General features: G+C 69.7%; 21 protein-coding genes. 13 read left to right on the top strand and 8 right to left on the bottom strand.

Annotated elements, in window-relative coordinates:
* Positions 1 to 2: 2 nt before the first annotated feature.
* From RWS82_RS07265 to RWS82_RS07255, 3 genes are read right to left on the bottom strand one after another with little or no spacing between them, the layout of a single operon-like run.
* Positions 3 to 161: a hypothetical protein gene (locus RWS82_RS07265; protein WP_314648250.1), complete on the bottom strand. Its 159-nt coding sequence runs from the start codon at positions 159 to 161 to the stop codon at positions 3 to 5.
* Positions 158 to 1,225: a hypothetical protein gene (locus tag RWS82_RS07260; RefSeq protein WP_314648248.1), complete on the bottom strand. Its 1,068-nt coding sequence runs from the start codon at positions 1,223 to 1,225 to the stop codon at positions 158 to 160. Before RWS82_RS07260 ends, RWS82_RS07265 begins: the two co-directional genes overlap by 4 nt.
* Positions 1,222 to 1,575: a PadR family transcriptional regulator gene (locus tag RWS82_RS07255; protein WP_314648247.1), complete on the bottom strand. Its 354-nt coding sequence runs from the start codon at positions 1,573 to 1,575 to the stop codon at positions 1,222 to 1,224. The genes RWS82_RS07260 and RWS82_RS07255 overlap by 4 nt, the downstream gene beginning before the upstream one ends.
* A 152-nt stretch (positions 1,576 to 1,727) precedes the next feature.
* On the opposite strand from RWS82_RS07255, the gene RWS82_RS07250 reads away from it, so the two are divergent.
* From RWS82_RS07250 to RWS82_RS07240, 3 genes are all read left to right on the top strand, one after another.
* Positions 1,728 to 3,056 carry a transcriptional regulator gene (locus RWS82_RS07250; protein ID WP_314648246.1) on the top strand — a complete coding sequence of 443 codons (1,329 nt, stop codon included), beginning with the start codon at positions 1,728 to 1,730 and terminating at the stop codon, positions 3,054 to 3,056.
* A 116-nt stretch (positions 3,057 to 3,172) separates the two neighbouring features.
* Positions 3,173 to 4,738, top strand: a complete 1,566-nt coding sequence (locus RWS82_RS07245) for an aldehyde dehydrogenase family protein (RefSeq protein ID WP_314648244.1) — start codon at positions 3,173 to 3,175, stop codon at positions 4,736 to 4,738.
* Entirely contained in the window at positions 4,738 to 5,154 is a 417-nt protein-coding gene (locus RWS82_RS07240; RefSeq protein ID WP_314648242.1) for a DUF779 domain-containing protein, read from the top strand. Before RWS82_RS07245 ends, RWS82_RS07240 begins: the two co-directional genes overlap by 1 nt.
* Before the next feature lie 225 nt (positions 5,155 to 5,379).
* Here the strand turns inward: RWS82_RS07240 and RWS82_RS07235 are convergent, their stop codons facing one another.
* Positions 5,380 to 6,504: a hypothetical protein gene (locus tag RWS82_RS07235; protein ID WP_314648240.1), complete on the bottom strand. Its 1,125-nt coding sequence runs from the start codon at positions 6,502 to 6,504 to the stop codon at positions 5,380 to 5,382.
* Positions 6,501 to 7,469 carry a hypothetical protein gene (locus tag RWS82_RS07230; RefSeq protein WP_314648238.1) on the bottom strand — a complete coding sequence of 323 codons (969 nt, stop codon included), beginning with the start codon at positions 7,467 to 7,469 and terminating at the stop codon, positions 6,501 to 6,503. Before RWS82_RS07230 ends, RWS82_RS07235 begins: the two co-directional genes overlap by 4 nt.
* Before the next feature lie 48 nt (positions 7,470 to 7,517).
* On the opposite strand from RWS82_RS07230, the gene RWS82_RS07225 reads away from it, so the two are divergent.
* Positions 7,518 to 7,877, top strand: coding sequence for a hypothetical protein (locus tag RWS82_RS07225; RefSeq protein ID WP_314648237.1), 360 nt, complete (start codon positions 7,518 to 7,520; stop codon positions 7,875 to 7,877).
* A gap of 34 nt (positions 7,878 to 7,911) precedes the next feature.
* Here the strand turns inward: RWS82_RS07225 and RWS82_RS07220 are convergent, their stop codons facing one another.
* Entirely contained in the window at positions 7,912 to 8,499 is a 588-nt protein-coding gene (locus RWS82_RS07220) for an Lrp/AsnC family transcriptional regulator (RefSeq protein WP_314648235.1), read from the bottom strand.
* A 152-nt stretch (positions 8,500 to 8,651) separates the two neighbouring features.
* Here RWS82_RS07220 and RWS82_RS07215 point away from each other — a divergent pair, with 152 nt between their 5' ends.
* Genes RWS82_RS07215 through RWS82_RS07195 form a run of 5 tightly spaced genes read left to right on the top strand, consistent with a single transcriptional unit; the run spans position 8,652 to position 13,827 of the window.
* Positions 8,652 to 10,235 (top strand): ABC transporter substrate-binding protein, encoded by a 1,584-nt coding sequence (locus RWS82_RS07215; protein ID WP_314648234.1) that lies wholly within the window; start codon positions 8,652 to 8,654, stop codon positions 10,233 to 10,235.
* Between the two features lie 11 nt (positions 10,236 to 10,246).
* Positions 10,247 to 11,308, top strand: a complete 1,062-nt coding sequence (locus RWS82_RS07210; protein ID WP_314648233.1) for an ABC transporter permease — start codon at positions 10,247 to 10,249, stop codon at positions 11,306 to 11,308.
* Positions 11,305 to 12,213 (top strand): ABC transporter permease, encoded by a 909-nt coding sequence (locus tag RWS82_RS07205; protein WP_314648231.1) that lies wholly within the window; start codon positions 11,305 to 11,307, stop codon positions 12,211 to 12,213. The genes RWS82_RS07210 and RWS82_RS07205 overlap by 4 nt, the downstream gene beginning before the upstream one ends.
* Positions 12,210 to 12,998, top strand: coding sequence for an ABC transporter ATP-binding protein (locus tag RWS82_RS07200; protein WP_314648229.1), 789 nt, complete (start codon positions 12,210 to 12,212; stop codon positions 12,996 to 12,998). Before RWS82_RS07205 ends, RWS82_RS07200 begins: the two co-directional genes overlap by 4 nt.
* Positions 12,991 to 13,827, top strand: coding sequence for an ATP-binding cassette domain-containing protein (locus RWS82_RS07195; RefSeq protein WP_314648227.1), 837 nt, complete (start codon positions 12,991 to 12,993; stop codon positions 13,825 to 13,827). The genes RWS82_RS07200 and RWS82_RS07195 overlap by 8 nt, the downstream gene beginning before the upstream one ends.
* Positions 13,828 to 14,003: 176 nt before the next feature.
* On the opposite strand, the gene RWS82_RS07190 is transcribed toward RWS82_RS07195, so the two are convergent.
* Positions 14,004 to 14,720: a hypothetical protein gene (locus RWS82_RS07190; protein ID WP_314648226.1), complete on the bottom strand. Its 717-nt coding sequence runs from the start codon at positions 14,718 to 14,720 to the stop codon at positions 14,004 to 14,006.
* A 204-nt stretch (positions 14,721 to 14,924) separates the two neighbouring features.
* Here RWS82_RS07190 and rpsF point away from each other — a divergent pair, with 204 nt between their 5' ends.
* The 4 genes from rpsF to rplI are packed head-to-tail and all read left to right on the top strand — an operon-like array spanning position 14,925 to position 16,579.
* Positions 14,925 to 15,293: a 30S ribosomal protein S6 gene (gene rpsF, locus RWS82_RS07185; protein ID WP_314648224.1), complete on the top strand. Its 369-nt coding sequence runs from the start codon at positions 14,925 to 14,927 to the stop codon at positions 15,291 to 15,293.
* Between the two features lie 4 nt (positions 15,294 to 15,297).
* Complete coding sequence (locus RWS82_RS07180) at positions 15,298 to 15,801, top strand: single-stranded DNA-binding protein (protein ID WP_314648222.1); 504 nt, start codon at positions 15,298 to 15,300, stop codon at positions 15,799 to 15,801.
* A 59-nt stretch (positions 15,802 to 15,860) separates the two neighbouring features.
* Complete coding sequence (gene rpsR, locus RWS82_RS07175; protein ID WP_017829850.1) at positions 15,861 to 16,115, top strand: 30S ribosomal protein S18; 255 nt, start codon at positions 15,861 to 15,863, stop codon at positions 16,113 to 16,115.
* An 11-nt stretch (positions 16,116 to 16,126) separates the two neighbouring features.
* Complete coding sequence (gene rplI, locus RWS82_RS07170; RefSeq protein ID WP_314648221.1) at positions 16,127 to 16,579, top strand: 50S ribosomal protein L9; 453 nt, start codon at positions 16,127 to 16,129, stop codon at positions 16,577 to 16,579.
* A gap of 404 nt (positions 16,580 to 16,983) precedes the next feature.
* Here the strand turns inward: rplI and RWS82_RS07165 are convergent.
* Positions 16,984 to 17,676 (bottom strand): LPXTG cell wall anchor domain-containing protein (locus RWS82_RS07165; RefSeq protein WP_314648219.1); only part of this gene is annotated, 693 nt, incomplete at its 5' end.

The raw sequence follows: 17,676 nt of genomic DNA, 5'->3' as shown, positions 1-17,676 counted from the left end.
GACTACCCGGCGTCGCGCGCGGAACCCGAGTTCTCGCGCGACTCGGGCGTCGTGGCCGCCGCCGCCGCTGCGCCCCCGTCGGTCACTGCCGTACCGGCGAGGGCGGCGCGCACCAGATGGGTGAGATCGATCGAGACGATCCGCTCGTGCCCGTGCATCACGGCACCGGGGTCTCGACCGGAGCGGGTGCGTCGGGCGTCGCGCCCGGCGCCGGCGCCTCCGGAGTCGGAGTCGGGGTGGCCTCGCCGACACCGGGAGCGCGGAGGAACGGCGGGAGCGGTCGCTCGGCCGTCGACCGCCGGGGTTGGAGGGTCATCTCGTCGGCCTCGGCCTCGTCGAGCGGGTACACGTTCCACAGCGGACGCCCACGGAAGTCCTCGCCGGGGATCGTGACCATCGTGCCGTCGGGCTTGAGTCCGTAGGGGGCGGCGGCGTCGCCGGCGGTGGCGCTGTACCACCCGTTCTCGCCGTAGAGATTCAGCGGAGTGCCCTTGTCGGTGTACAACTGCACCTGTTCGAGGGGCTGGCCGTCGGCGTCGTAGGCGAAGATGTTGCCCACCTGCACACCGTCGAGCAGCAGGCCGGAGTCGTTCGGGTACTCGTCGTAGACGTACTCCACACGCGGCGACAGCAGCGACGGGATGGCCATGAGCAGCGCGAGTCCCGCCACGACGCTGAACACGGTGCGGATGTGCCGCAGCGGGTTGCGCGGCAGCCAGAGTCCGCGGCCCCACTGCACGCTCACCAGCGCGAGCACGAGGATGACGAGCCACTCCAGCGCCGAGTCGGGCACCATCCAGTGCGCCGAGTTCGCGCCCGGGGCGATGAAGAACCGCAGCACCACGAAGAACCCGTAGCCGCGCAGCACCCACCACACGGGCCGGAGGGTCACGGCGAGGTCGAGCAGCCAGGCCCCGAAGACACTGCGACGCATGCTGTCGGTCGTGCGTCGGCGCCAGGCGGCGAAGCGCTCGGCGACGGGCAGCTCGTGGTCGGGGGCGCCGCGCGGGGGGAGCCCGGCGGCCGATCGCAGCTCTTCGGCGTAGGCGCCGGGGTCGCCGAGATCGAGCACCCCGTCGTTGTCGGCGGCCTGTTCGGCGAGGTCGGCGCCGAGGCCGGTCATGATCTCGTCGAGCTCGTCTTCGGGCAGGTCGTCGAGGTGCGTGCGCACGGCGGCGGCGAACGAGCGGATCTGCTCGTCGAGCGAGACGCGGGTGTCGTTCATGAGTTCTCTCCGTTCGAGGATGCCCCGGCGCTGGCGTCGGTGAGCAGGGTCGACATGGCGCCGGCGAAGCCCCGCCAGGTGAGGGACTGCGCTTGCAATGCGGTGCGTCCCTGCGTGGTGATGGCGTAGTACTTGCGGTGCGGGCCGCCGTCGGAGGGGACGACGTAGCTCGAGAGGCTGCCCGCGGCGTAGAGCCGCCGCAGGGTGCCGTAGACCGAGGCGTCGCCGACGTCGCCGAGCCCGGCATCCCGCAGTCGTCGGACGATGTCGTAGCCGTACCCATCTTCCGTGCGCAGCACGGCCAGCACGGCGACGTCGAGAACGCCCTTGAGCAGTTGCGTGGTGTCCATGCACCCTCCTTCACTGCGATGCACACTACCACGCAGTACGCAGTAGTCCGCAAGACGCAACACGGCCCCCGCCGCAGCACGGGGTGGGTATCGCCGCGGGGCCCGCGCTCTTACACTGGGACGAGGCTCCCCCTCCGAGGAACGGAAGTCCTGTGACGGCGCAGTGGCAGATCTCCCGGGAGGCCTTTCCCGAGGCCTCGCGCCTCATCATCGAGCGTGCACACGAAGAGCTCATCGCCGGGAACCTCGACGATCGGCGGCTGCAGCAGGTGCGCCCGCTCGTGCGTGCATCGTGGGAGCGGTCGTGGCGCGGACGCGTCGGACCCGAGACGCCACCCGACCTCGCCCTCGCGCGGGACGAGCTGCTGGCCTACCGTGCCGCGCACCCGCTCGCCGCGGCGATGGACACGATCCGCGGCCTGCTGCTGCCGGGGAGCCCCGAGGACTCCGGCGTGCTCGTCGCGATCGGCGATCAGGCCGGGCGACTGCTGTGGATCGAGGGCGACCGCCAGGTGCAGAACCTCACCGACGGCATGGGATTCGTCGCCGGAGCGAACTGGGCGGAGGATGCCGTCGGCACATCCGCCCCGGGGACGGCGCTCGAACTCGGCCACCCCGTGCACATCCGCGGAGCGGAGCACTACAACCGGCTCGTGCATCCGTGGTCGTGCACCGCGGCGCCCGTACGCGATCCGGAGACCCGGCGCGTGCTCGGCGTGATCGACGTCACCGGTGGACCCGACGTCGTCACGCCCCAGGCCCGCCTGCTCGTCGACGCGACGGTGCGGGCGGTCGAGTCCGAGATGCTCGTCACCCGCCTGCGCGCCCGGGCCGAGCACGCCCCTCGCGTACCTTCGGCGCCGACGCGCACACGACCGGCGACCCGCGCCACCCTGCACGTGCTCGGTCGAGACAGGGCACGGCTCGAGACGGCATCCGAGCACGAGGAATCGGTCGTCGAACTCAGCGCCCGGCACGCGGCCATCCTGCTCATGCTGGCCGTGCACCGGCAGGGCCTCTCGGCCGAACGGCTCACCGAACTGGTCTACGGACCGGGCGTCTCGCCCGACACGCTGCGCCCCGAGATGGTGCGCTTGCGCAAGGCGCTCGAGGGTCGGATGCCCGGGCTGGTGCCCGAGTCGAGACCGTACCGCCTGCCGGCCGCGCTCGACACCGACGCCCACGACGTACTGTCGCTGCTCGACCGCGGCGCCCACCGCGTCGCGCTCACCGCCTACCGCGGACCGGTGCTCCCGGAATCGACGTCGCCGGGGGTCGAGGAGTTCCGCGAGACGGTGCGGGGTGCGCTGCGCGAGGCGATGCTCTCGGAGGCCAGCCTCGACGTGCTGCTCGCGTACGCCGAGATCCCCGAGGGGCAGGCGGATGCCGAGGTGCTGCGCCTCGCCCTGGAGATGCTGCCCGCGCGCTCGCCGAAGCGCACGGGTCTCGTGTCGCGCATCGAACGTCTCGACCGGTCCTGAGCCGGCGGCCGCGCAACCTGACGCAACGTTGCGCACCGGGCTGCAACCTCCCGCGGCCTACCGTCGTCGCAACAGCCGCGCACCGAGGCGCGGCCGCAGTCCGAGGGAGTCACCACATGACCATCGTCGAAGCAGACGTCTCCACCGCTCCGGCATCCGCCGCCTACGCCGCCCCGGGGCAGCACGGCTCGATCGCCGACTACCGCCCGCGCTACGGCCACTACATCGGCGGCGAGTTCGTCGAACCGGCCAAGGGTCAGTACTTCGAGAACGTGAGCCCCGTCAACGGCAAGCCGTTCACCGAGGTCGCCCGGGGCACGAGCGAAGACATCGACCGCGCGGTCGACGTCGCCTGGAAGGCGTTCGCCGGCTGGGGCAAGACGAGCCCGGCCGAGCGTGCCGTGGTGCTCAACCGCATCGCCGACCGCATGGAGCAGCACCTCGAGCGCATCGCCGTCGCCGAGACGTGGGAGAACGGCAAGCCCGTGCGCGAGACGCTCGCCGCCGACATCCCCCTCGCGGTCGACCACTTCCGCTACTTCGCCGGCGTGCTGCGCGCGCAGGAGGGCGGCATCAGCCAGCTCGACGAGAACACCGTCGCTTACCACTTCCACGAGCCGCTCGGCGTGGTCGGGCAGATCATCCCGTGGAACTTCCCCATCCTCATGGCGGTGTGGAAGCTGGCGCCCGCGCTCGCCGCGGGCAACTGCGTCGTCATCAAACCCGCCGAGCAGACCCCTGCGTCGATCCTGTTCCTCTTCGAGATCATCGGCGACCTGCTGCCTGCCGGGGTGGTGAACATCGTCAACGGCTTCGGCATCGAGGCGGGCGCCCCGCTCGCCCAGCACAAGCGCATCCGCAAGGTCGCCTTCACGGGCGAGACGACGACCGGCCGCCTCATCATGCAGTACGCGTCGCAGAACCTCATCCCCGTCACGCTCGAGCTCGGGGGCAAGAGTCCCAACGTGTTCTTCGAAGACGTCGCCCGGTCGACCAGCGACCCGTTCTACGACAAGGCGCTCGAGGGCTTCACCATGTTCGCGCTCAACCAGGGCGAGGTGTGCACCTGCCCGTCGCGCGCCCTCATCCAGCGGTCGATCTACGACGGCTTCCTCGCCGACGGGCTGGAGCGCGTCGGCAAGGTCGTGCAGGGCAATCCGCTCGACCCGGCGACGATGATCGGCGCCCAGGCATCCAACGACCAGCTCGAGAAGATCCTCAGCTACATCGACATCGGGAAGCAGGGCGGGGCGCGACTGCTCACGGGAGGCGAGCGCGTCGACCTCGGCGGCGATCTGAGCGAGGGGTTCTACGTCGCCCCGACCGTGTTCGAGGGCACGAACGACATGCGCATCTTCCAGGAGGAGATCTTCGGGCCGGTGCTCTCGGTCACCTCGTTCGACGACTACGCCGACGCGATCACGATCGCCAACGACACCCTCTACGGACTCGGAGCCGGCGTGTGGAGCCGGAGCGGCGACACCGCCTATCGCGCGGGCCGCGCGATCGAGGCCGGGCGCGTGTGGACGAACACGTACCACCAGTACCCGGCGCACGCCGCGTTCGGCGGATACAAGCAGTCGGGCGTGGGTCGCGAGAACCACAAGATGATGCTCGACCACTACCAGCAGACCAAGAACCTCCTCGTCTCGTATGCCGAGGGTCCGATGGGCTTCTTCTGATGATCGGAGCCTCGCAGCGGGTCGCGGTGACGGATGCCGCGGCATCCCTCATCCGCGACCTCACCGGGCAGCACGGACCGCTCATGTTCCACCAGTCGGGCGGATGCTGCGACGGCTCGTCACCGATGTGCTACCCGGTGGGGATGTTCCTCACCGGGCCGGCGGACGTGCTGCTCGGCACCCTCGACGTCGGCCTCGACGACCCCGTCGAGGTGTACATGTCGGCGTCGCAGTTCGAGTACTGGAAGTACACGCACCTGACGATTGACGTGGTGCCGGGGCGCGGTGCGGGATTCAGCGTGGAAGGGCCGACGGGAATGCGCTTCCTCATCCGGTCGCGCATGCTCGACCCCGCCGAGCTCGACCACTTCGGACTGTCTGCGCCGATGCGTCTTTCGCCGTCGCCGGGCGCCTGAACGGTCCTGCAACCGTCTGCAACCCTCAGCGACTTAGCATTTCCGTACAGCCGACATCGCCGGTCCCCAGCCGGCGTCGGCGCGACGGCTCGGCCGTCTGCGGAGGGAGAGTGGATTTCCTTCTGATCCCGAGGGGGGATGGGGTGGGCCGTCGGTCCCCAGTCGACGCCCACCCTCACCCGGGAGCCCGTCTCTCGGTCGCGCCGCGGTGTTCTCGCCGTGCGCTCAGAGCGATCGGATGATCGTCCACGCCACGATCGCCCCGACCATGACCACCAGCGGGATCCAGGTCGTGCGCTTCTTGAGTCGGCGACCCTGCGGTGCGACGCCGGCCGGCGGCGTGAGCAGCCCGACCGGCGGGGCGAAGGGCAGCGCGGTCGGCACGGAGGAACCCGGCGCGGCGGCGCGCGCGGCGGACCGGAGGCTCAACCGCTCGTCCCTCCAGCGCGCCCACTGGTCGAGCTTGGTGATCAGCGCACCGACGACGCCGAAGAGCCAGGCCCACGTGGCCGGGTCGAGCGTCGATGCCTCGCGCTTCGTGTAGAGGAACATCCAGTCGTCGACGATCTCGACGTCGAGCTCGGCGGCGTGATCGATGAAGCGCGCCATGATGTCGGGCGTGAAAAGGTAGAGCGCATCCTGCTCGTAGCCCTCGGGGCAGTAGAGCGTGAAGTGCTGATCGAAGTCGCCCTCCAGCGAGAGCCGCTGCGCGCGCTGGAACGACGTCGGCAGGTTCGATCCGAATCCGTTGTTGCCGAGCGCGTCGAGCACGATGTTCGGCAGCGGCACGTCGAGCTTCACCGCCACGTACCCCCACCGGTAGGTCGTCGAGCTCTTCCCGTGCTTGACGGTGTACTGGTAGTTGCCGAACTCGACGAACCGCGGCCGGGTGCCGCGCACGAGGTCGGTCGCCACGCGCCCGGAGCCGAGGCTGAAGATCATGCCGGGCAGCCCCGGGCTCGCGATGCGGTCGACGTACTCCATGCCGTTCGCACGTGCGAACATGCCGAGACGATAGCGGCGGATGCGGTTCGCCCGCCTCACGAACAGCCCGATCGTCAGACCACCGGCGACGGCGATCACGAGGATGCCGATCACGAAGGCGACACCCGAACCGTCGCCCGAGCTCGAGAAGCTGCGGACGAGTCCGCCGACCACGAACACGCCGACGAGGCAGGCGAAGACGAGCGCGAACGCCGCGATGATCGCTCCGACCACCGTTCCCGCCGACGCACCGGACGAGGTGCGTCCCGCCTTGAGCTCGGCGGCGAAGGCGGCGACGGCGACCGGGTCGACGGGTGCGGTCAACGGCGTCGCGTCGAACGACGAGGTCGGATGCGGAGAGCTCATCGGTTCACCTCGTCGGCATCCCAGGTGAGGTCGGCGCCCTCGGGAACGGTCAGCGCCTCGACTCCCTCGGTCGCGCACAGGGCCTCGACGAGCGCGACCGATCCGCCGACGATCGTCGAGTCGAAGTCGATCTCGCTCGCCATGATCCAGGCGCGATCGTCGGGCCAGAGGATGTTCGGTGCCTGCGCCGACGGCGCGAAACCGTGCTGCTCGGCCACACGGTCGCGCCATGCCGCGTCGAGGATCCAGTCGGGATCGGCGAACGCGCGCGACGCCGCCGAGAACAGCACGTATCCGCGGCCGGGCAGCTGCAGGCGCGAGCCCTCGGAGATCTCGCGCGAGAGGATGCCCTCCTGCCACGTCGGCTTGCGGAAGACGTTGTTGAACGGATCGTGCGTGCTGCGGTCGAGCATTGCACGGTGCTGCGGGTCGTCGTCGAACGTGACGAACGCCCGGGAGGGGCCGTCGCCGAAGAAGCCGAGCAGGCCGCCGTAGCCCTCCCAGATCGCGGCGACGCCGGAGTCGGGGGTGGTCGTGTGCGCGGCGAGCACGCCCGCCACGCGCGACAGCAGAGCGCGGTCGAGTTCGCCCTCGAGCGGCGCGGTGAACTCGCGCCCGTCGGGCGAGAGGCGCGAGCGCCAGTCCTCACCCTCGGGGGTGCGCACGATCCGTTGCCACTGGGCGAGCGGATGCAGCGTGGTGCCGAAGGCCGCGGCCGCCTCGGCCCAGGTCGACTCGGCGTCGACGAAGGCGTCGATCATGCGGTGCTGCTCGCCCTCGGGCATCCGCTCCCACTCGTCGGCCGACGGCATGGCGCGGTCGGGCAACGAGCGCACGCTCGGGCGGTGGAAGATGCGCGCGTAGGCCGCGAATCCGCGGGGGACGACGCCGTGCATGGTCGCGTAGCCCGGATCGAGCCGCTGCCCGATCCAGTCGCCGACGCTCGGGTTCGCGATCCACTCCATGCGACCACGGTACCCGGAGGCCCCGACGCGCCCGCCATAATCGGAGGTGTGACTGCGACTGCGACAATCCCCTCCCTCGATGGCCGCCGCTTCCGGATGATCTCGTCGACGACCTCAGCGGTCGACGACCAGGCGCCGAGCATCTTCGAATACTTCGAGCGCGACGGCGCGATCTGGGGCGGGTACACGGGTGACACGGTCACCTTCGGCAAGTTCGTGGGCACGCGCACCGGCGACACCATCTGGGTCTCGTTCGTGCACGTGCTCGTGAAGGACGGCTCGGTGGTGACCGGCGACGGAGAGAGCGAGCTCGAGCTCACCGACGACGGCCGTATCCGCCTCGTCGAGCACTACGAGATGTTCGGCCTTCCGCAGCTCAGCGTCTGCGAAGAACTCCCCGCTTCCTGACCCCCACCCCCGCTGACCCCTCGCGATAAGCGGGTCAGCGGGGCGGAAGCGCGTCGCGGCCCGGAGAGGCGGGGGTCCAGCGGGTCATGCCGAGCGGCACCTCGGTCTCGCGCTCGGGGATGTCGGTCGGCAGCAGGAACGGCCGGCGCACCACCTCGTCGAGCACGACGACGCTCACGACCGTGCGCACCTCCGGCAACTGCGCGATGACCCCGGTCGAGAACTCGTGTACACCGCTGACGTCGGTCGCGCGGATCAGCAGCATCGCGTCGTGCTCGCCGGTCGTGATCGCGCACCACTCCACGTCGGGCATGTCGACGATCCGGTCGCGGAAGGATGCCCAGGCCTGGGGCAGCACGGTGACGAAGACGAGCGCCCCGATCGAGAGGCCGGCCTTGGCGTGGTCGACCCGTGCGCCGAAGCCGGTGATCACGCCGTCGCTCACCAATGATTCGACGCGCGAATAAGCGCTCGCGCGGGAGATGCCGACCCGATCGGCGAGAGCGGCGATCGAGATGCGACCGTTATCACGGAGCACATCGAGAATTCTGTACGCGGTCTCGTCCAAAGGGGTGGCACTTCGTCCAGAATGCTTCGCCTGTTCGGCATCCTTGCTGGACATATTGCTCCTGACGTTCGGCATTACGGACAGAGCGTGTCGGTGTGACGCGCAGTTGCTGGACACATCGTCGCATATGATGCGAATCTGATCCCCGGTCGTCCACATCGGTGGCGATCGACACCCGAATGTACTCCTCGCCCTTGGAGGCCCTCATGTCGTCACGTCGCAGCACGTCCGTCATCGCGATCGGAGCCGTCGCGCTCCTCGCGCTCGCTGGTTGCTCGGGAGGGAACTCGGCGAACAACGGCGAGCAGTCCTCGGGTTCCGACTCGCTGGTCATCGACACCGCGTTCTCGATCGAGACCGCCGACCCCGGCCACACCTACGACCCGACCGGCAACATGATCGCCAAGGCGCTCTACGAGACGCTGGTCGACTTCGAGGGCTCCGACGTCTCGACCCCGGTCCCCGGACTCGCCTCCTGGGAGCAGAACGACACGGCCACCGAGTTCACGTTCACGCTCGAGGGCGACCGCGTCTTCTCCGACGGCTCGCCGATCGAGGCGAAGGACGTCGTCTTCTCGCTGCAGCGCATCCAGGGCATGGCCGACGCCAAGCCGAACTTCCTGCTCAGCGGTGTGACCATCGCCGAGGTCGACGAGAAGACCATCTCGTTCACCACCGAGACCCCGCTGCTGCAGCTGCCCGCGATCCTCGCCAACCCGGCTCTCGGCATCGTCAACTCCGACGTCGTCATGGAGAACGGCGGAGCGACCGACGGCACCGACAGCGCCCAGGGCTTCCTCGACGGCGAGTCGGCCGGTTCGGGCCCGTTCGTGCTCGACACGCTCGACCTGTCGTCGCAGGTCGTGCTCACCAAGAACGACGAGTACAACGGCGACGAGGAGTCGGAGTTCTCGCGCGTCGTCGTGCGCAACGTCTCGGAGAGCGCCACGCAGCTCGCCAACCTCAAGGGCGGCGACTCGATGGTCGCCATGGACCTCAACGGCGACCAGGTCTCGGGCCTCGGCGACGGCCTCACCGTCGACTCCGTGCCCTCGGGCCAGACGATCTTCCTGCTGCTCAACCAGGGCACGGCGGGCGGTGACCTCGCGAACGTCAAGATCGCCGAGGCGATCCGCTACGCCCTCGACTACGACGCGCTGCTCGAGCTCGCGGGTGCCGGTGCCGAGCAGGCCACCGGCGTCATCCCGCCCGGATTCGAGGGTGCCCTCGACACCGGCGTCGAGCAGGACCTCGAGAAGTCGAAGGCCGCGCTCGCCGAGGCCGGCTACACCGGCCAGACCCTGAAGCTGCAGTTCCCGAACGACTACCCGGTCGGCGGCGTCGAGTTCACCCCGCTCGCCGAGCGCATCCAGGCGCAGCTCGAGGATGCCGGAATCGCCGTGGAGCTCGCGCCGGCGCCGTTCGCCACCGAGCTCGACGCCTACGTCAACGGCACCGAGGGCTTCGGCCTGTGGTTCTGGGGTCCGGACTACGCCGACTCGGCGAACTTCCTCCCCTTCGGTCCCGGCCTCAAGGTCGGCCTGCGTGCCGGCTGGGCCGCCGAGGCGAACCCGGCCATCGCCGAGATCGCCGCGAACGCCGCAGCCGCCACGGATGCCGACGAGCGCACGAGCCTGTTCACCGACTTCGCGGAGGCGATGCAGGCCGAGGGCCCCTTCGTGCCGATGATCGTGCCGGGTCGCAACATCTCGAGCACCGACAAGGTCTCCGGCGCCGTGTACAACTCCGTCTGGGAGATGGACATCGCCGAGATCACCCCGGCCGGCTGAACGGATAACGCATGACGACGGTGGCGGTGCAGAGGCAGGCGCGCAGGCGCAGGTCTCCCCTGATCGGATACCTGCTGCGGCGGGCCGGCACCTCCCTGCTCCTGCTGGTGGGCGTGACGATCGTCACGTTCCTGCTCACCAACCTGGTGCCGGGAGACCCGGTCTCGGCGGCCCTCGGCGAGGGCGCGTCGCAGAACCCCGAGACGCGCGAGGCCTTCATCAAGGCCCAGGGACTCGACCAGCCGTTGATCGTGCAGTACTTCATCTACATGGGGAATCTGCTCCGCGGAGACCTCGGTACGTCGCTGGTGACCGGTCGCCCGGTCACCAGCGACCTCGCCACCGCGGTGCCGGCGACGATCGAGATCGCCATCGGCGCGATCATCCTCAGTCTCGTCGTCAGCACCGTGCTCGGCACGCTCGCCGCGTACCGCCGCGGTCTGGTCACCGATCAGGTCGTGCGCGTCGTCACCCTCGTCGGTCTCAGCGTGCCGACGTTCTGGCTCGCGCTCGTGAGCTTCTACGTCTTCTTCCTCGAGCTGCGCATCGCCCCCGGGTCGGGTCGCATCTCGCCGTCGATCACCCCGCCCCCACGGGTGACCGGCCTCTACACGGTCGACTACCTGCTGAACGGCGACGGCGTCGGCTTCTTCGACGCCCTCGCGCACCTGGCTCTTCCGGTGCTCGTGCTGTCGCTCGTCACGATCGGCCTGCTCACCCGCTTCATCCGCACCTCGGTGCTGGAGGTGCTCGGCAGCGACTACGTGCGAGCGGCCCGCGCCAAGGGCCTGCCCGCGATGACCGTCATCATCGGGTACGTGCTGCGCGGCGCATCCCTCCCGATCCTCACCGTCGTGGGCGTCGCGTTCGGATCGCTGCTGTCGGGCACCGTGCTCGTCGAGTCGGTCTTCGCCTGGCCGGGGCTCGGCACCTACGCCTACAACTCGGCCGCCAACCTCGACCTGCCCGGCATCATGGGCGTCGGCCTCGTGGTGGGCGTCATCTACCTGCTCATCAACTTCATCGTCGATCTCCTCTACGGCGTGCTCGACCCGAGAGTGAGGATCGCATGAGCCGCATCGACGCCGCATCCGGGCCCTGGCGCTTCCGGTTCCGCTGGCCGCGCGCCTGGCGCACGCCCCTCGGCATCATCGGCTCGGTGATCGCCCTCGCCTGGGTGATCGTCGCGTTCACCGCCCAGTGGTGGGTGCCGTACGGACCCAACGCGCAGGTGTTCCCCCGTCTGCAGGAGCCCGGGGTCGAGACCCTGCTCGGCACCGACGGCAACGGCCGCGACATCTTCTCGCGCCTCATGACCGGCGCCACCGTCAGCCTGCCGCTCGCGCTCATGCTCGTCATCGCCGCGATGATCATCGGCACGACGATCGGTGCGCTCGCCGGGTACTTCGGCGGCTGGGTCGACGAGACCCTCATGCGCATCACCGACCTGTTCATGGCGTTCCCCACCGTGATCCTCGCGATGGTCGTCGCCGCGTCGCTCGGCCCCTCGCTGTTCAACGCGGTGATCGCCGCGATCGTCGTGTCGTGGCCCCAGTACTCCCGCGTCACCCGCAGCATCGTGCTCGGTCTGCGTGGACAGAACTACGTCATCGCCGGACGACTGCTCGGCCACTCGCCGCTGCGCACGCTGTTCGTCGACATCCTCCCCAACATCGCCGGGCCGGTCATGGTGCTCGCCACCCTCGACATCGGTGCGGCCATCCTGCTGCTCTCGGGCCTGTCGTTCCTCGGTCTCGGCGCACAGCCGCCGACGGCGGAGTGGGGGTCGATGATCTCGGCCGCGATGCAGAACTTCGACGCGTGGTGGCTCGGGGTCTTCCCGGGGCTCGCGATCCTCACGGTCGTGCTCGCCTTCAACTTCCTCGGCGACGCGATGCGCGACATCCTCGACCCGACGGCCGAGGTCGCGCACGAGAAGCAGGCCGAGAAGAAGGACTCCGCGGGGGTGACGGCATGAGCGCACTCAGCATCCGCGACCTGACGATCGATATCGGACGCCCGCTCGTGAAGGGCGTCTCGCTCGAACTCGAGGCGGGTCGCATCCACGGCCTCGCCGGCGAATCGGGCTCGGGCAAGACGCTCACCTCGCTCGCCGTGCTCGGCCTGCTGCCGCGTCAGGCGAAGGTCGGCGGCTCGATCCGGCTCGCGGGCGACGAGCTCGTCGGGTTGAAGCGCCGCGGCATGAACCGCGTGCGCGGGAAGCGCATCGCGATGGTGTTCCAGGACCCGTCGGCGTCGCTGCACCCGCAGCTGCCGGTCGGTCGTCAGCTCACCGACCACATGCGCGTGCACCTGGGCCTTCGTGGGGCCGCCGCCCGCGACAAGGCCGTCGAGCTGCTCACGACCGTGCAGGTGCCGAATCCGGCCGAAGCCCTGAAGCGGTACCCGCACCAGTTCTCGGGTGGACAGCGCCAGCGCATCGCGATCGCCTGCGCTCTCGCCTGCGACCCCGAGGTTCTGCTGGCCGACGAGCCGACCACCGCACTCGACGTGACCGTGCAGGCCGGCATCCTTCGTCTGCTGCGCGATCTCGCCACCGAGCGTCAGCTGGCCGTGCTGCTCGTCACGCACGACCTCGGCGTCATGAGCGCCATCGCCGACGAGGTCGCCGTCATGAAGGACGGTCTGATCGTCGAGCGCGCCGACCGCGAGACGCTGTTCCACGACCCGCAGCACGACTACACGCGGATGCTGCTCGCTGCACTGCCCGGTTCCCGCATCGAGGAGGACGCCGATGAGTGAGATCGTGCTCGATGCGACGGACGTCGTCGTGCGCTACCCGGGCCACCCTCCGGTGGTCGCCGTGAACGGCGTCTCGATGACCGTGGCCCCGGGGGAGACCGTGGCGCTGGTCGGCGAGTCCGGCAGCGGCAAGTCGAGCTTCGCTCGCGCCGTCGTCGGGATCGAGAAGACCGCGGGCGGCACGGTGCTGTTCGACGGCGCCCCCGTCGCCCCGCTCGGCATCCGCCGCCGTTCCGTGGCGATGACCGGCATCCAGATGGTCTTCCAAGACCCCTCCACCTCGCTCAACCCGCGCCGCCGGGTGGGCGACCAGATCTCCGACGGCATCGCCACCGCCCGAGCGCGCGGTGCCGCCGGATCCACCGTCGACGAGTGGCTCGAACGCGTCGGGCTGCCCACCGAGGTCGCCTCGCGCTTCCCGCACCAGTTCTCGGGCGGGCAGAAGCAGCGCATCGCGATCGCCCGGGCGCTCGCCGCACGCCCCTCGCTGCTCGTCGCCGACGAACCGATCTCGGCGCTCGACGCGTCGACCCAGACCAGCGTCGCGGGTCTCATGCGCGACCTGGTGGCGGAGTCGGGGGCGGGCATGCTCTTCATCTCGCACGACCTCGCCGTGGTGCGCCGCATCGCCGACCGCACGTTCGTCATGTACTCGGGCCGCGTGCTCGAGTCCGGGCCGACCGCCGAGCTGTGGGCCGCGCCCCAGCATCCGTACACGCAGGCGCTGCTCGCCGCGATTCCCGAACCCGACGGTGCCGGACGCATCCCCGAGGCACCCGGCACCGCCGACCGCGAGGTCTGGTCGGAGGTCCCGCCCGTCCTGCGCTGAGCGCGTCCGCCGCCGCGAAAATGCAGATCATCTGCCGACCGCAGGGCGTGTCGCCGCGCGACATGCCGACCGCGCACTCGTTCGTCTGCGTTTTGATCACGGCGAGCCCCGCACGCAGAAAGGCCCGGCATCCGTGGAGGATGCCGGGCCTTCGCTCATGCGAGGATCCGCGAGGATCACATGGGGGCGGTGACCTCCTGCGGCACATCCCACTCGGTGATCTCGAGCGCAGCCTCGATCGGCTGACCCTGCACCTCGGTCTTCGTGGTCGTGGCGAGGATGATGTAGTCCTCGGTGACCTCGAAGGTCGCGTCGACCGCGACGCCCTGGGAATCGGTCGTGCCGCTGACGAGGTAGACCTTCTGGCCGAGGCGCTCGCTCGTGCCGGTGACCGTGAACTCGCCGTTGAGGGCGGCGGCGGCCTGTGCCGGGTCGGTCGAGGTGGCGGTGGTCGCACCGGCGCTGAGGCCGGCGATGATCGGGTCGCTCGAGTTCGGGTCGGCGACCTGCCACTCGCTCGACGGGCTCTTCACCCAGGCCTGGTCGCCGATGACGACCATCGAACCGATCGACGAGTCGATGGCGGTGGCGTCGTCAGCAGGGTTGTAGCGGGCGGTCGACTCCATGCCCATCGTGGTCGACGTGGCCGCGTAGCCCTTCGACTCGGCCATGCGCTCGGTGGAGCAGGTGGCCAGCGCCGAGATGTCGACGGTCGCGCCCTCTTCGAGCTTCGGGCAGTCCGACGACGGCGCCGTGGTCTCTTCAGCGGAGCTCGAGCTCGAGCTGCTGGGCTTGCTGTCGGACGGCTTCTCGGCCGGGCCCTGGCCCGAGCATCCGGTGAGCAGGATCGCCGCCGCGATGACGACTCCGGCCTTCCATGTGTTGACGCGCATCGCGTCCCCCCTTTCACATCGGCCGATGGCTGTCATCGACCACCGCACCAGCATGTCAAAGGATGGGGCCGGGCGCGTGGTGCGGACTCCGGGTTGCGTCCGCTAGACTGTGCAGGTTGTCTGCCTTCGGGTAGGCACGTGCCACACACCCTCCTGCTTCCGGGAAATCCTCGGAAGCCGTTCTAGTCCGAAGGAGGTGGGTAAGTGACGCACCAGTACGAACTCATGGTCATCTTGACCCCCGAGGTCGACGAGCGCCAGGTCGCACCTACGCTCGACAAGTTCCTCAAGGTCATCACCAACGATGGCGGCTCGATCGACAAGGTCGACATCTGGGGCAAGCGCCGTCTGGCCTACGAAATCCAGAAGAAGACCGAAGGCATCTACGCCGTCGTCAACTTCACCGCGACGAGCGAGGCCACCCAGGAGCTCGACCGTCAGCTGAAGCTCAACGAGCAGATCATGCGCACCAAGGTCCTCCGTGCCGAAGAGGCGCAGGCGATGGTGGCTGCTGAGGCGAAGCGCTCCGAGGAGAAGGCCGCCCGCAAGTCCGCCAAGGCTGCGAAGGCCTGAGTCCATGGCAGGCGAAACCGTCATCACCGTGGTGGGCAACCTCACGGCCGACCCCGAGCTGCGTTACACGCAGAACGGGCTGCCGGTGGCGAACTTCACCATCGCATCGACGCCTCGCAACTTCGACCGCGCCGCGAACGAGTGGAAGGACGGCGAAGCGCTGTTCCTCCGCGCGTCGGTGTGGCGGGAGTTCGCCGAGCACGTGGCGGGCTCGCTGACGAAGGGCATGCGCGTCATCGCGCAGGGCCGTCTGCGTCAGCGCTCCTACCAGGACCGCGAGGGCAACCAGCGCACCGCGATCGAGCTGGAGGTCGACGAGATCGGCCCCTCGCTCCGGTACGCGACCGCGCAGGTCACCCGGGCGGCCTCGAACGGTGGCGGCGGACAGTCTCGCCCCGCCCAGCAGCAGCAGCAGGTGTCGGAGGAGCCGTGGTCCACTCCCGGCTCGTCGACCAGCGCCGACGCCTGGAGCACTCCGGGCAGCTTCGGCGACGACACCCCGTTCTGATCAACACTTCTGGAGCCCGCCTTCACCGGCGGGCATCCGCTCATCATTAAGGAAGAACCATGGCTGGAAAGTCGAGCGGCGACCGCCGCAAGCCGCGGAAGGGTGGCAAGCCCACCGCTCCCGCGAAGTCCATCCGGGTGGGTGTCATCGACTACAAGGATGTCGCCACCCTTCGCAAGTTCGTTTCGGAGCGCGGCAAGATCCGTGCCCGTCGTATCACCGGTGTCTCGGTGCAGGAGCAGCGTCTGATCGCCACGGCGATCAAGAACGCCCGCGAGATGGCGCTCCTGCCCTACGCTGGCGCCGGCCGGTAAGGGGTATCGAGATGGCAAAGCTGATTCTCACGAACGAGGTCGCCGGGCTGGGTAGCGCCGGTGACGTGGTCGAGGTCAAGAACGGGTTCGCTCGTAACTACCTCATCCCCCAGGGCTTCGCTACGGCGTGGACCCGTGGTGGCGAAAAGCAGGTCGCGTCGATCCAGGCCGCACGCCAGGCGCGTGCGATCCACGACCGTGACGAGGCCGTCGCGCTGAAGGATGCCCTCGAGGGCACCAAGGTGCGTCTCGCCGTCAAGGCCGGCGCTGCCGGTCGTCTCTTCGGCTCGGTCAAGACCGAGCACGTCGCAGACGCCGTCGAGGCCGCCGGTCTCGGCAAGATCGACAAGCGCAAGGTGCACATCACCTCGCCGATCAAGGCTACCGGTGAGCACGAGGCCACGGTTCGTCTGCACGACGACGTGACCGCGGTCATCACCCTGCAGGTCGTCGCCGCCAAGTAAGCAGCGACAACGCTTCGAACGCCCCCTGTCCTTCGGGACGGGGGGCGTTCGGCGTATCCGGGGGTGTGAGGGTCGCGGGGGGGGGTGTGGGTGCGGCCGTCTGCGCGGAGTTCGCACGTCTGCACGGGGTTTCGGTCAAATCGTCCGTGCATCCGTGGGACGTCCGTGCAGGTGGTGGACGGTGCGGGGTGGACGGATGCCCGGATTCCGCCGGTGGCCGGTGGCCGGTGGCCGGTGGCCGGTGGCCGGTGGGCGCAACGGATGCCCCGTGCTGGGGACACGGGGCATCCGCCTTCAGCGCTCGTCAGCTCGACGGGGAGTGGGGACTCCGCGCCGGGTAGGCGACGGCGCTCCGGTGATGCGATGCCTCCTCCCTCCAGGGCACCGCACCACCGGGGTGTGCGCTACGCCGTGCGGCGACGCAGCAGGCCCAGGCCGGTGATCAGCAGCAGGACCGCAACCAGCGCGAAGCTGATCTGCGAGCTGCCGCCGGTCGTCGCCAGCGCCTCTCCGGCCTGCGCCGAACCCGCCTGTGCCGAGGCCGAGACGTTCGTCGTCGCGGCCGCAGCCATGGCGGCGCCGGAGCTCGAGCCGGTTGCAGGGGTGGTGCCGGGCGTCGTGCCGGGCGTCGTGCCGGGGTCGGTTCCGGGGTCCGTGCCCGGGTCAGTGCCCGGGTCCGTGCCGGGGTCGGTTCCCGGGTCGGTTCCGGGGTCGGTTCCGGTGGGGTCGGTCACCGTGCTGTCACCCGTGACCGAGATGGCGTTGCCGCCGATCGTGATCGGAAGGGTGATGGGTGCGGTCACCTGGGTGCCGCCGAGGGTGCTGTCGTCACCGGTGGTGGTGCTGCCGGTGCCGGTGCCGCCCGTGGCGGGGGTGCCCGTGGTGGTGCCGGTGGACTCGCTGTCCCCCAGGAGGGAGATGGCGTTGCCGCCGACGGTGACCGGGGCGGTGATGGGGGCGGTCACCTGGGTGCCGCCGAGGGTGCTGTCGTCACCGGTGGTGGTGCTACCGGTGCCGGTCGAGCCGCCGGTGGCGGGGGTGGTGGTGGTGCCGGTGGTCTCGCTGTCTCCGGTGAGGGAGATGGCGTTGCCGCCGAC

The sequence above is a fragment of the uncultured Microbacterium sp. genome (genome assembly GCF_963528945.1).
Classification (GTDB): Bacteria; Actinomycetota; Actinomycetes; order Actinomycetales; family Microbacteriaceae; genus Microbacterium.
The sequence above is the reverse complement of the archived record's forward strand: the minus strand, read 5'-3'. Positions and strand labels throughout refer to the sequence as shown.

Coding starts and splice junctions, on each gene's coding strand:
- RWS82_RS07205 (WP_314648231.1), top strand. CDS start 11,305: ATGAGCCGCATCGACGCCGCATCCGGGCCCTGGCGCTTCCGGTTCCGC.
- RWS82_RS07195 (WP_314648227.1), top strand. CDS start 12,991: ATGAGTGAGATCGTGCTCGATGCGACGGACGTCGTCGTGCGCTACCCG.
- rpsR (WP_017829850.1), top strand. CDS start 15,861: ATGGCTGGAAAGTCGAGCGGCGACCGCCGCAAGCCGCGGAAGGGTGGC.
- RWS82_RS07190 (WP_314648226.1), bottom strand. CDS start 14,720: ATGCGCGTCAACACATGGAAGGCCGGAGTCGTCATCGCGGCGGCGATC.
- RWS82_RS07235 (WP_314648240.1), bottom strand. CDS start 6,504: ATGAGCTCTCCGCATCCGACCTCGTCGTTCGACGCGACGCCGTTGACC.
- RWS82_RS07200 (WP_314648229.1), top strand. CDS start 12,210: ATGAGCGCACTCAGCATCCGCGACCTGACGATCGATATCGGACGCCCG.
- RWS82_RS07230 (WP_314648238.1), bottom strand. CDS start 7,469: ATGGAGTGGATCGCGAACCCGAGCGTCGGCGACTGGATCGGGCAGCGG.
- RWS82_RS07240 (WP_314648242.1), top strand. CDS start 4,738: ATGATCGGAGCCTCGCAGCGGGTCGCGGTGACGGATGCCGCGGCATCC.
- RWS82_RS07245 (WP_314648244.1), top strand. CDS start 3,173: ATGACCATCGTCGAAGCAGACGTCTCCACCGCTCCGGCATCCGCCGCC.
- RWS82_RS07255 (WP_314648247.1), bottom strand. CDS start 1,575: ATGGACACCACGCAACTGCTCAAGGGCGTTCTCGACGTCGCCGTGCTG.
- RWS82_RS07260 (WP_314648248.1), bottom strand. CDS start 1,225: ATGAACGACACCCGCGTCTCGCTCGACGAGCAGATCCGCTCGTTCGCC.
- RWS82_RS07180 (WP_314648222.1), top strand. CDS start 15,298: ATGGCAGGCGAAACCGTCATCACCGTGGTGGGCAACCTCACGGCCGAC.
- rplI (WP_314648221.1), top strand. CDS start 16,127: ATGGCAAAGCTGATTCTCACGAACGAGGTCGCCGGGCTGGGTAGCGCC.
- RWS82_RS07210 (WP_314648233.1), top strand. CDS start 10,247: ATGACGACGGTGGCGGTGCAGAGGCAGGCGCGCAGGCGCAGGTCTCCC.
- RWS82_RS07220 (WP_314648235.1), bottom strand. CDS start 8,499: ATGTCCAGCAAGGATGCCGAACAGGCGAAGCATTCTGGACGAAGTGCC.
- RWS82_RS07215 (WP_314648234.1), top strand. CDS start 8,652: ATGTCGTCACGTCGCAGCACGTCCGTCATCGCGATCGGAGCCGTCGCG.